Annotated in this window: 12 protein-coding genes; 9 read left to right on the forward strand and 3 right to left on the reverse strand. The window is 72.6% G+C overall.

Annotation, left to right across the window (positions count from 1 at the left end):
• Positions 1 to 305: 305 nt before the first annotated feature.
• Positions 306 to 1490 carry a MarP family serine protease gene (locus CCN42_RS17380; protein WP_086736790.1) on the forward strand — a complete coding sequence of 395 codons (1185 nt, stop codon included), beginning with the start codon at positions 306 to 308 and terminating at the stop codon, positions 1488 to 1490.
• 25 nt (positions 1491 to 1515) lie between these two features.
• Here CCN42_RS17380 and CCN42_RS17385 read toward each other — a convergent pair whose 3' ends face one another.
• Complete coding sequence (locus CCN42_RS17385; protein WP_169731473.1) at positions 1516 to 2004, reverse strand: GNAT family N-acetyltransferase; 489 nt, start codon at positions 2002 to 2004, stop codon at positions 1516 to 1518.
• 72 nt (positions 2005 to 2076) lie between these two features.
• On the opposite strand from CCN42_RS17385, the gene CCN42_RS17390 reads away from it, so the two are divergent.
• Positions 2077 to 2973 (forward strand): TIGR01777 family oxidoreductase, encoded by an 897-nt coding sequence (locus CCN42_RS17390; protein ID WP_086736794.1) that lies wholly within the window; start codon positions 2077 to 2079, stop codon positions 2971 to 2973.
• A 202-nt stretch (positions 2974 to 3175) separates the two neighbouring features.
• Positions 3176 to 4561 carry an NAD(P)/FAD-dependent oxidoreductase gene (locus CCN42_RS17395; protein ID WP_086736796.1) on the forward strand — a complete coding sequence of 462 codons (1386 nt, stop codon included), beginning with the start codon at positions 3176 to 3178 and terminating at the stop codon, positions 4559 to 4561.
• 17 nt (positions 4562 to 4578) lie between these two features.
• On the opposite strand, the gene CCN42_RS17400 is transcribed toward CCN42_RS17395, so the two are convergent.
• Positions 4579 to 6012: an NsdA family TPR-like regulatory protein gene (locus CCN42_RS17400; RefSeq protein ID WP_086736798.1), complete on the reverse strand. Its 1434-nt coding sequence runs from the start codon at positions 6010 to 6012 to the stop codon at positions 4579 to 4581.
• 233 nt (positions 6013 to 6245) lie between these two features.
• On the opposite strand from CCN42_RS17400, the gene lipB reads away from it, so the two are divergent.
• The 4 genes from lipB (at position 6246) to CCN42_RS17420 (ending at position 9381) form a co-directional block, all read left to right on the forward strand.
• Positions 6246 to 7043 (forward strand): lipoyl(octanoyl) transferase LipB, encoded by a 798-nt coding sequence (gene lipB, locus CCN42_RS17405; protein ID WP_086736800.1) that lies wholly within the window; start codon positions 6246 to 6248, stop codon positions 7041 to 7043.
• A gap of 119 nt (positions 7044 to 7162) precedes the next feature.
• Entirely contained in the window at positions 7163 to 8128 is a 966-nt protein-coding gene (gene lipA, locus CCN42_RS17410) for a lipoyl synthase (RefSeq protein ID WP_086736802.1), read from the forward strand.
• Between the two features lie 240 nt (positions 8129 to 8368).
• Complete coding sequence (locus tag CCN42_RS17415) at positions 8369 to 8569, forward strand: SCO2195 family GlnR-regulated protein (RefSeq protein ID WP_086171919.1); 201 nt, start codon at positions 8369 to 8371, stop codon at positions 8567 to 8569.
• 107 nt (positions 8570 to 8676) lie between these two features.
• A complete protein-coding gene (locus CCN42_RS17420; RefSeq protein ID WP_086171918.1) occupies positions 8677 to 9381 on the forward strand; it encodes a DUF4191 domain-containing protein in 705 nt (234 codons plus the stop codon).
• Between the two features lie 78 nt (positions 9382 to 9459).
• On the opposite strand, the gene CCN42_RS17425 is transcribed toward CCN42_RS17420, so the two are convergent.
• Positions 9460 to 9927 carry an RDD family protein gene (locus CCN42_RS17425; protein ID WP_086171917.1) on the reverse strand — a complete coding sequence of 156 codons (468 nt, stop codon included), beginning with the start codon at positions 9925 to 9927 and terminating at the stop codon, positions 9460 to 9462.
• A gap of 220 nt (positions 9928 to 10147) precedes the next feature.
• Between CCN42_RS17425 and glnA the strand changes: the two genes are divergently transcribed.
• Entirely contained in the window at positions 10148 to 11557 is a 1410-nt protein-coding gene (gene glnA / locus CCN42_RS17430; RefSeq protein ID WP_086736804.1) for a type I glutamate--ammonia ligase, read from the forward strand.
• A gap of 136 nt (positions 11558 to 11693) precedes the next feature.
• Positions 11694 to 11951 carry an SCO2583/SCO2584 N-terminal domain-containing protein gene (locus CCN42_RS17435; protein WP_086171914.1) on the forward strand — a complete coding sequence of 86 codons (258 nt, stop codon included), beginning with the start codon at positions 11694 to 11696 and terminating at the stop codon, positions 11949 to 11951.
• Positions 11952 to 11965 lie beyond the last annotated feature (14 nt).

The raw sequence follows: 11965 nt of genomic DNA on the forward strand, positions 1-11965 counted from the left end.
GCGCGGGACGGCCCTGCGCGGGGCGGGCCGGCGCGCCTCCCGTGCCCGGGCGGCTCGTCGGGGCCGGGCGGCTCGTCGGGGCCTTGCGGCTCGTCGGGCTCCTGGGAAGACACGCATGATCCCACTGTCCGCACGATCCCCACCGCCCGCGATGTGCGCTGTGCCACCCGGCGGAACCATCGTCCCGGTCCGTGACGTTTCCCCGGGTACACGCACGCGTGGCCGGTTCGACGCCGGCGGCCCCGCGCACGGCTGATCACCGTGCCCGTCCCTCGCGTATAGGGGTCCGAGAGAAAGGCGGCTCGGTGGACCTCCTCGACATCCTTCTGCTGCTCGCGGTCCTGCTCTACGCCGGCTCGGGCTACCGGCGCGGGCTGGTGGCCGGCTGTGTCTCGCTGGCCGGGTTCGTGGGCGGCGCGGTGATCGGCGTGTGGGTGCTGCCCTGGGTGATGGACCCGGTGACCCCGGGCAGCACGGCGGCCACGGTCACCGCGGTGCTCACGGTGCTTGTCCCGGCCGCGGTGGGCCACGAGCTGGCGGGCCGGCTGGCGCTGCGGCTGCGGCGGGAGCTGGACCGGGGGCCGCTGCGGGTGGCCGACGGGATCGGCGGGGCGGTGGCGAACGCGGCGGCCGTGCTGATCGTGGCGTGGGTGGCGGCGAGCGTCCTCGCGGCGTCCTCGTCCGCCCCGCTGTCGTCGGCGATCCGCGGCTCACGGGTCCTGGGCACGGTGCAGGAGGCGATGCCGGACACCACGCCCGCCTGGTTCTCGCGGGCCACCTCGGCACTCAGTGAGGCGGGTTTCCCGCAGGTCTTCAACCCGTTCGAGAACGAGTCGACGGCCCAGGTGGCGCGGCCCTCCGGGGACAGCGTCACGCCGGCCGCCACGACCGCCGCCCAGCGCGGCACGGTGAAGGTGGAGGGTGTCGCGGGCACCCAGGGCCGCGAGGGCAGCGGGTTCGTGTACGCCCGGGAGCGGGTGATGACCAACGCGCACGTGGTGGCGGGGATCGACGAGCCGACCGTGCGGGTCGGCGGGGTCGGCCGGGCGTACGAGGCGACGGTGGTGCTCTTCGACCCGGAGAAGGACGTCGCCGTGCTCCGGGTGCCCGGGCTGCGCGCCCCCGTGCTGCGGTTCGAGGACGACGCGGAGCGCGGGGACGCGGCGGTGGTGGCCGGATATCCGCAGGACGGCGGCCTGGACCTGCAGGCGGCGACGGTCGCGAACCGGGTGCGGGCGACGGGCCGGGACATCTACAACGGCGAGACGGTCACCCGGGAGATCTACGCGATCCGCTCCACGGTCCGCCCCGGAAACTCCGGCGGTCCGCTGCTGACCACGGAGGGCCGGGTGTTCGGGGTGGTGTTCGCCCGGTCCACCTCCGACGCGGAGACGGGATACGTCCTCACGGCCGCCGAGGTCGCCGACGACGCCGAGCGGGCGGCGCGGGCGACGGCACGGGTGGACACGGGCGAGCTGATCACCTCGTGAGCGGGCGGGGTGCGCGGGGGCGCGGTCAGACCAGCTTCTGCCCCATCATCACGTCGTCGACGTAGGTGCCGTCCAGGAAGAACTCCTCCGGCTGCACGCCCTCGACGACGAAGCCCTCCGACTCGTACAGGGCGCGGGCGCGGGTGTTGTGCCCCAGCACGCGCAGGGTGATCCGGCGGAAGCCGCCCGCGCGCGCCTCCTCGACGGCCGCGCGCACCAGGGCCCGTCCGACGCCCCGGCCGCGGGCCTCCTCGGCGACGCCGAGGCCGCGGACGTGCCGGACGTGGGAGTTGGAGGGCACCGGGGTGGGGAAGCCCAGGCGGATGTAGCCGACGACGCGGCCGTCGAGTTCGGCGACCAGGTGGTCGTCGGGGCCGGCGGTGTCGCGGAAGAAGGGCTCGTCCGGGGCGGGCGGGCCGGTGACCGCGTGGACGTACGACCAGATCGCGTGGTCCAGGCGGCGCAGCTGCTCCTCGTCCTCGGGACGGGCGGTGCGTATGGACGGTTCAGGCATGCCGGTCACCCTACGCGCGGGACACCCGCGTCTCACCGGGGTTTTCCGGGCGCCCGGGGGCAGGATGAGGCCATGCAGCGTTCGAGGATCGCGGTGGCCGGGGCGTCCGGTCTCATCGGCGGCGCCCTGGTGCGTTCCCTGGTCGCGGACGGACACGACGTGGTGCGGCTGGTCCGCCGTACGCCCCGGTCCGCCGACGAGGCGCACTGGGACCCCGGGCGGCGCCACGTGGGTCCGGCGGTGCTCGCCGGGTGCGACGCCGTGGTGAACCTGGCGGGGGCGGGGGTGGGCGACCGGCGCTGGACCGCGGAGTACAAGGCACGCATCCGGTCCAGCCGGGTGGACGGCACGGCGGCCCTGGCCCGGGCGGTGGCCTCACTGGACCGGCCGCCGCGGGTCTTCGTGAACGGCAGCGCGATCGGCATCTACGGCGACACCGGCGACCGCCCCGTGGACGAGGACTCCCCGCCCGGCTCGGGCTTTCTGCCGGAGCTGTGCGTGGAGTGGGAGCGGGCCGCGGCGCCGGCCGAGGAGGCGGGCGTCCGCACGGTGTTCGCCCGTACCGGCCTGGTGGTGTCCCGCCGGGGCGGTGCGTGGGGGCGGCTCTTCCCCCTGTTCAAGGCGGGTCTCGGCGGCCCGCTGGGCGGTGGGCGGCAGTACTGGTCGTACATCGCGCTGCACGACGAAGTCGCTGCCCTGCGCCACCTCCTGGACCGCGGGGACCTGTCCGGGCCGTTCAACCTGACCGCCCCCGAGCCGCTGACGAACCGTGAGATCACGGCGGCGATGGGCCGGGTGCTGCACCGGCCGGCGGTGTTCCCGGTGCCCGCGCCGGTGCTGCGGACGGTGCTGGGCGAGCTGGCCGGGGATGTGCTGGGCAGTCAGCGGGTGCTGCCGAGGCGGCTGCTGGAGTCCGGGTTCCGGTTCGCCTTCCCGGGCATCGAGGAGGCGATCCGGGCGGCGTTGTGAACGGCGGTCCGGGCGGCGCCGTGAACCGTCCGGCGAAACAGGGCGCCCCGACCGTATGCGACCGCCGTGCGACCGTGCCCTGCCGATGCGCGACTGACCCCGACCGGTTCACGATGCCTAACCTCGACGCGAACTCGGGTATCCCCGGGGCCGGTTGGGGGCATCACGTCTCCACCGGCCGCTCAACGTCGAGGAGGGGCACGTGTTTGAGCCCGCGTTTCAGGCGGACGTCGTCGTGGTGGGAGCGGGGGTCGCCGGTCTCTCCGCGGCGCTTCGGCTGGCCCATGCTGGAGTGAGGACCACGGTCCTGGAGGCCGGCCCGTGCGTGGGCGGGCGGATGTCGACGGAGAAGGTCGACGGCTTCCGCCTCGACCGCGTCGGACAGCTGCTGTTCACGTCGTATCCGGAACTACGGCTGACGCCGGGGCTGGACGCGCTCGCGCTGCGCCTGTTCGCCCCGGGCGTCCTGCTGCACAGTGACGGCCGCCGGCACCGGGCGGGGGCCCCGGTGCACGGGCGGAGCGCAAGGGGCGCACTCAATGCGGTGCGCGCCCTTGCGAGCGCCCCCCGGGTCGCGCCGGGCCGCGGCCGAGGCGGCATTGGCACCCTGCCCCCGCCCCGGAACCGGTCCACGGCCCCCCTCGGCGGCGCCGTCGACCAGGCCCGGCTGGGCAGCGCGCTCGCCCGGATCGCGGGCACCCCCCTGGAACGCCTGCTGGCCCGCCCGGAGCTGCCGGCCGGACAGGCACTGGCCGACCGGGGACTGCCCTCCCGCACCGTCGACGGCTTCCTGCGGCCGCTGCTCGCGGCGCTGCTGTGCGACCCGGACCTGACCACCTCCAGCCGCTGCGCGGACCTCGCGCTGCGGGCGTTCGCCGCCGGGCGGGCGGCCGTGCCGGAGGGCGGGGCCGAGGTGCTGCCCGAGCTGCTGGCGCGGGGGCTGCCGCCGGGGAGCGTGCACACCGGGGTGCGGGTCACCTCCGTCTCCACGACCTCGGTGACCACCGCCGAGCACGGCGAGTTCCGCTGCCGGGCGGTGCTGCTCGCCACCGACGCGCGCACCGCCGCCGGCCTGCTGCCGGGCCTGCGGGTGCCGGACTTCCATCCGGTGACCGTCGTGCACCACACCACCGACGAGCCGCCGGCCACCGGCGCCTCCCTGCTGCTGGACTCCGACCGGGGCGGGCCGGTGGCGCACACGGCGGTGGTCAGCGCGGTGGACCCGAGCCGCGCGCCGGCCGGCCGGGCGCTGGTCTCCTCGACGGTGCTCGGCCCCCCGCCGTCCGACATCGACACGGCCGTCCGCACGCACCTGTCCCGGCTGTACGGCACCTCGACGACCCGCTGGGAGACGCTGGCCGTGCACCACACCCCGGAGGCGGTGCCCGCCATGCGTCCCCCGCACGACCTGCGCCGCCCGGTACGGCTCCTGGCCGGTCTCTACGTCTGCGGCGACCACCGCGACTCCAGCACCGTCCAGGGCGCCCTGCACTCGGGCCACCGGGCCGCGGCCGCGATCCTCACCGACCTGGGCGCGACGGGCTCGATGCACAGGGCGGACCCGGCCCCGACAGCCCGGGCGGCCTGAGCGCCCACGCCCCGGCGCTACCCGTACGCGGCCACCTTGTCCCGATACGACCGCACAGGCGCCGCGTCCCGGTACGGCTCGAGCCGCCGCTCGAAGTCCCGCACGTACTCCACCGCCCGCACCGACCGCATCTCCGCCGCCTGACCCGCCGCCTCCGCGGCGAGCGAGCAGGCCTGGTCGAGCTCCCCGAGCCCGAGTCGGGCGGTGGCCAGGACCACCCTGCAGAACAGCCGGCTGCGCGCGTACGAGGGGGCGCGCAGTTGCAGCGAGCGCTCCGCGTGCTGGGCGGCGGCCCGGAACTGCTGGAGGTCGCGGTGGCAGTGGCCGAACTCGTCGGCGAGCTGGGCCTCGTCGAAGAAGCGGGCCCAGTGCGGCACCTCGTCGCCGGGCCGGGCGGCCTCCAGGGCCCGCTCGGCGCGCACGAGCGAGGCGGTGCAGGCCCGCACCTCGCCGAGCACCCCGTGCCCGCGCGCCTCCGCCGCGTGCAGCAGCGCCTGGACGACCGGCGGCGCCGAGCCGCCGACCCCCTGCTGGGCCACCCGCGCCAGCTGGACGGCCTCGCGCCCGTGCCCGAGGTAGACGGCCTGGCGGCTCATGGTGACCAGCACGTACGAGCCGTACGCCCGGTCCCCGGCCGCCTGGGAGAGCCGCAGCGCCTGCACGAAGTACCGCTGGGCGAGGCCGTGCGCGGCGATGTCGTACGACGTCCAGCCCGCGAGCCGGGTGAGGTCCGCGGCGGCGGCGAACAGGCGGCGGCCGGTCTGCTCGCCGTAGCTGCCGCGCAGCATCGGCTCGCACTCGTGCTCCAGGTAGCGCACGAGGGCCTGGCGGGCGTGACCGCCGCCGTAGGCGTCGTCGAGGGTGCGGAAGAGTTCGCCGACCGAGCGCAGCGCGGCGATGTCGCCGCCGGTGACCTTGTGGCCGGGGCCGCGGTCGACGGCGCGCTGCCGGGGCACCACCGGGCGGCCCTGGGCGGGTACGCGGGCGGGCTCGGCGCCGCGGGCGACCTTCTCGTCGGCGCGGCCGATCAGCCAGTCGCGGCTGGGCACCACGAGCCCGGCCGGGGTGAAGGCGATCTTGCGCAGTTCGGCGTGGCTGCCGGAGTCCTTGCGCCACAGGCCGCTGACGATGTCGACGGCCTCCTCGGGGCAGGCGGCGAACTCCAGGCCCGCGTAGACGGGGGCGCAGGCGTCCAGGCCCAGGTCCTGGGCGGTGAGCCGGCGGCCGAGGCGGCGGGTGAAGACCTCCGCGATGAGGGCCGGGGTGGTGCCCCGGGGTTGCTGGCCGCGCAGCCAGCGGGTGACGGATGTCTTGTCGTATCTGAGATCGAGCCCGTGTTCGAGGCCGAGCTGGTCCACTCGACGGGCGAGACCGGCGTTGGAGAACCCCGCTTCTGCGATGAGGGCGGCGAGCTGACGGTTGGGGGTGCGCTGCGCGGGTCGTTCCGTCATCTGCGGTGCGATCTCCTGCCTGACGGGCTTCTGAAATGCCCGGACTGCCGGTGAGCAGCCCATATGGGCTAGTGAACGGCGCGAATGTAGCGGAGAGTAAGCACCCGATCGCACGCTTCGACACTGATTCATCCGATCGTGTGAGGATTGCCCCCGAGGCTGACGTGCGTCCGACGGTCGTACAGTGACGTAGGCGCGTTTCACGCCTTACGACCTTCGAGGAGGGGCTCGCCGTGAGTGAGTTGCGGTTCGTCCGTATGGGATTCGGTGCCGAGGCCGTCGACTACCAGGAAGCCTGGGACGAGCAGCGCCGGGTGCACGCGGCGCGCTTCGAGGACCGCGTCCCGGACACCGTGCTGCTGCTGGAGCACCCCCCGGTCTACACGGCCGGCCGGCGCACCGAACCCGGTGAGCGCCCCCTGGACGGCACGCCCGTCATCGACGTGGACCGCGGCGGCAAGATCACCTGGCACGGCCCGGGCCAGCTCGTGGGCTACCCGATCCAGAAGCTGCCCCGCCCGGTCGACGTCGTCGCGCACGTCCGCCGCCTGGAGGAGGCGCTGATCCGCACCTGCGCCGAGTTCGGCCTGGAGACCACCCGGGTCGAGGGGCGCAGCGGCGTGTGGGTGCTGGGCGATCCGGTGGAGCAGCGCCCGGCGCTCGGCGGGCTCTCCCTGGACTTCGACCCGCGGCTGACCGACGACGAGTTCGACCCCCGGCTCAACGGCCCGGAGTACGCCCCGTCCAACGCGGGCCAGCGCCGCGAGGACCGCAAGATCGCGGCGATCGGCATCCGGGTCGCCAAGGGCGTCACGATGCACGGCTTCGCGCTCAACGTGAACCCGGACAACGCCTGGTTCGACCGGATCATCCCGTGCGGCATCCGCGACGCCGGGGTCACCTCGATCGCCAACGAGCTGGGCCGGGACATCACGATCGACGAGGTGCTGCCGGTCGCCGAGCGGCACCTGCGGGAGATCCTGGAGAACGCGGACCTCAAGCCGCGGGTGATCGAGAGGACGCCGGCCTGATCCACGGGGCGGGCCCCGGGAATGGGGCCCGCGCTGTGGGGGTTGGCCCGGTCGGAGGGCCATCAAAACAACGGGCGTACCCTTGAGGGCGCCGAAGAATCAACGCTAGGGAGCCGGTCGTGTCCGCAGTCGCACCCGACGGACGCAAGATGCTGCGCCTGGAGGTCAGGAACAGCCAGACCCCCATCGAGCGCAAGCCCGAGTGGATCAAGACGCGGGCGAAAATGGGTCCCGAGTACACGAAGATGCAGAACCTCGTGAAGAGCGAGGGCCTGCACACGGTCTGCCAGGAAGCCGGCTGTCCCAACATCTACGAGTGCTGGGAGGACCGCGAGGCCACGTTCCTCATCGGCGGCGACCAGTGCACCCGGCGCTGCGACTTCTGCCAGATCGACACCGGCAAGCCCGAGGCGCTCGACCGCGACGAGCCCCGCCGGGTCGGCGAGTCCGTCGTCACCATGGACCTGAACTACGCCACCATCACCGGCGTCGCCCGCGACGACCTGGAGGACGGCGGCGCCTGGCTGTACGCGGAGACCGTGCGCCAGATCCACGCGCAGACGGCACAGCGCGAAGGGGGCCGGACCAAGGTCGAGCTGCTGGCCCCCGACTTCAACGCCGTCCCGGAGCTGCTGCGGGAGGTCTTCGAGTCCCGCCCCGAGGTCTTCGCGCACAACGTCGAGACGGTCCCCCGGATCTTCAAGCGCATCCGCCCCGGCTTCCGCTACGAGCGCTCCCTGAAGGTGATCACCGAGGCCCGCGACTTCGGCCTGGTCACCAAGTCGAACCTGATCCTCGGCATGGGCGAGACCCGCGAGGAGGTCAGCGAGGCGCTCAAGCAGCTGCACGACGCGGGCTGCGAGCTGATCACCATCACCCAGTACCTGCGTCCGTCCGTGCGCCACCACCCGGTGGAGCGCTGGGTGAAGCCGCAGGAGTTCGTGGAGCTGAAGGAGGAGGCCGAGCAGCTCGGCTTCTCCGGTGTGATGTCGGGCCCGCTGGTCCGCTCCTCCTACCGCGCCGGTCGTCTGTACCAGATGGCGGTCGAGAAGCGCGGGACGTACATCGCCGCCCAGGCTGTGTGAATTCAGGCACAAGGCATTACCGGCCAGTAGACGCCGGTTCGCCGCGGCCCCGAACGTCCTCCCAGTTGAGGAGCCGGTCGGGGCCGCGACGGCGTTCCGGGGCCCGCCCGCCCTTCGGCCGATCGGCCGCATCGGGCCTTCATGTCCGTTTGACCGGCCGGTCACGTCCTGGTAACACCAATCAGTGACCCTGGTTTCACACCCCGTGAACCCGCGCACTGACCCCTAGGGGGATCCACCATGCAGGCCGCGCCTGTCCGCGCCACCGCGCTTCCCTCCGTCACCGACGCACTGCGTGCGGTCGAGTCCCTGCTCATGAGCGGCGGTCAGCGCACCGCCCGGCGCAACGCCTGGACCTCCGTCCTGGAGGACCGCCAGCGCGCCAAGGCCCGCGTCGAGGCCGAGCGCGTCCTGCAGCAGGCGCACACCGTCCGCCTCTGACCCCGGCCGCGCGTCCGCCTTCGCCCCGGCCGCGTCCGGACCCCGCCGCGACGGCCGCCGGGGCACTGCCGTCGAAGGCGCTCCCGGAGCCACGTAGACTTCGTGGCATGGCGAGGAAGGACACGGCAGCCGAGGCTGCGAACCCCGGGCGACTGAAGCAGATCGCCCTGACCTACAAGATGACCCGCAGGGCCGACAAGAAGATCGGTCTTGTGCTCGCGGCTGTCGGAATCGTCACCTTCGGTGTCTTCCTCGCGATCGGTTTCTTGATCGGTCACCCCATCTATCTCGGCATCCTGGGCCTCCTGCTCGCCTTCCTCGCGACGGCGATCGTGTTCGGGCGCCGGGCCGAGCGAGCGGCCTTCGGGCAGATGGAGGGCCAGCCGGGCGCGGCAGCGGCGGTGCTGGACAACATCGGCCGGGGCTGGACCACCACCCCCGCGGTGGCGATGAACCGCAGCCAGGACGTGGTGCACCGGGCCGTCGGCAAGGCCGGCATCGTGCTGGTCGCCGAGGGCAACCCGAACCGGGTCAAGAGCCTGCTGGCCGCCGAGAAGAAGAAGATGAACCGCATCGTCGCGGACGTCCCCGTGCACGATCTGATCGTCGGCACCGGCGAGGGCCAGGTGGAGCTGAAGAAGCTGCGCACCACCATGCTCAAGCTGCCCCGCGTGCTGACCGGCCCGCAGGTGACCGCCACCAACGACCGGCTGCGCGCCCTCGGCGACCTGATGAGCAACATGCCGCTCCCCAAGGGGCCCATGCCGAAGGGCATGCGCCTGCCGAAGGGCGGCGGACCGAAGGCCCGCTGACGCGCCGCGAGCCGATTCCCTCGTACGGCGAAGGGGGCGCCCGGAGATCTCCGGGCGCCCCCTTCGCCGTACGAGGGATCAGATCCGCACTTCCACCGTGCGGGCCAGCCGGTCGTGCAGGCCGCGGCCGTCGCGGTCCCAGACCAGGGCCGGGACGGCGAGGCAGAGGAGAACCGTGCGGACCAGGGCGCGGCCCGGGTGGACGGTGCCCGTGTCCAGGGCGACGACGCGCAGGCCCAGCAGCCGCTTGCCCGGAGTGAAGCCGATGGTGCCGACGGTGAGCAGGCTCATCACGAAGAAGACGAGCAGGGCCCAGTTGCTGGTCGCCTGGCCGTAGCCGTCCGTGATGAGACCGTATGCGATCAACAGGCACAGACCCCAGTCCACGGCCAGCGCGCCGAGCCGCCGCCCCGGGCGGGCCAGGGAGCCCGGGCCGTCCTCGGGCAGACCGAGCTGCTCGCCCCGGTATCCGAAGTCGGCACCGGCCTCCTCCATGGCCGCACGCGGCCCGGAAAGCCATGATCCGATTGCTTGCCTCTTGTCCACCCGTACACGGTACTGCGCCCGTATATGACCGATGGACGGCGGGGTGTTTCCGGACGGTATGCGGACTAGGGTGGGACCCGAGCCGGTTAACTTGTGCGAAACAAATGGGTCACGCCAGAGAAATCACGCCTCCCTAGGGTCGAGGACAGCGTGTGCCACCGCACTGGCCGCACGAACGATCTACCACCCCGGCGGGACGGTCGGGAGTAGGAGGAGCTGGATGTTCCAGAACGCCGACGAGGCCAAGAAGTTCATCGCGGACGAGGACGTCAAGTTCGTCGACGTCCGCTTCTGCGACCTGCCGGGCGTCATGCAGCACTTCACGATCCCCGCTGCGGCGTTCGACCCGGACGAGGAGCTGGCCTTCGACGGGTCCTCGATCCGTGGCTTCCAGGCCATCCACGAGTCCGACATGTCGCTCCGCGCCGACCTCACCACCGCGCGCGTGGACCCGTTCCGCCGGGACAAGACGGTCAACATCAACTTCTTCATCCACGACCCGATCACCGGTGAGCAGTACTCCCGTGACCCGCGGAACGTGGCGAAGAAGGCCGAGGCCTACCTCGCCTCCACCGGTATCGCCGACACCGCCTTCTTCGGCCCCGAGGCCGAGTTCTACGTCTTCGACAGCGTGCGCTTCAAGACGTCCGAGAACGAGTCGTTCTACCACATCGACTCCGAGGCGGGCGCCTGGAACACCGGCGCGCTCGAGGACAACCGCGGTTACAAGGTCCGCTACAAGGGCGGCTACTTCCCGGCCCCGCCGGTCGACCACTTCGCCGACCTGCGCGCCGAGATCTCCCTGGAGCTGGAGCGGGCCGGCCTGCAGGTCGAGCGCCAGCACCACGAGGTGGGCACCGCCGGCCAGGCCGAGATCAACTACAAGTTCAACACGCTGCTCGCCGCCGCCGACGACCTCCAGCTCTTCAAGTACATCGTGAAGAACGTGGCCTGGCGCAACGGCAAGACCGCGACCTTCATGCCGAAGCCGATCTTCGGCGACAACGGTTCGGGCATGCACGTCCACCAGTCGCTGTGGAGCAACGGCGAGCCGCTGTTCTACGACGAGCAGGGCTACGCGGGCCTGTCCGACACCGCCCGCTACTACATCGGCGGCATCCTCAAGCACGCCCCGTCGCTGCTGGCCTTCACCAACCCGACGGTGAACTCCTACCACCGCCTGGTCCCGGGCTTCGAGGCCCCGGTGAACCTCGTCTACTCGCAGCGCAACCGCTCCGCCGCGATGCGTATCCCGATCACGGGTTCGAACCCGAAGGCCAAGCGCGTCGAGTTCCGCGCGCCCGACTCCTCCGGCAACCCGTACCTCGCCTTCTCGGCGCTGCTCCTCGCGGGCCTGGACGGCATCAAGAACAAGATCGAGCCGGCCGAGCCGATCGACAAGGACCTGTACGAGCTGGCTCCCGAGGAGCACGCGGGCGTCCCGCAGGTCCCGACCTCCCTCGGCGCGGTCCTGGACCGCCTGGAGGCCGACCACGAGTTCCTGCTCCAGGGCGACGTGTTCACCCCGGACCTGATCGAGACGTGGATCGACTACAAGCGCGCGAACGAGATCGCCCCGCTGCAGCTGCGTCCGCACCCGCACGAGTTCGAGCTGTACTTCGACGTGTGATCGACCCGAACCGGTCGTTCCCCGGTCGCCGCGGCGCCCCCGTCACTGAGACGCGTTTCTCAGGGCGGGGGCGCCGCCGTATGGTTTTCCTGTACAGCTGTTCGAGGCACGGCATGGACCGACGGGGAGACGGGGAATGTCCGAACGGGACGAGCAGGAACGGGAGTTCGACCTCCGCTGGGCGGAGAGCGCCGAGCACAAGGAGCCCTCGGCCCGGGCCCGTATGCTCGCCGCGCGCTGGAAGCACAACCCGCCCGGGCCCGTGCCGTTCCGGGCCGATCCCGAGCACCTGACGCGGCGACGCTCCTCGTGGGTGTCCACCGCGGTGGTCCTCGGCTGCGTGGCCGCGGTGATCGTGCTGCTGGGGTACATCAACTTCCGGGCGCCGTACTAGGGGGTGTCGTCAAA

It is taken from the genome of Streptomyces glaucescens (genome assembly GCF_002154375.1).
Classification (GTDB): Bacteria; Actinomycetota; Actinomycetes; order Streptomycetales; family Streptomycetaceae; genus Streptomyces; species Streptomyces glaucescens.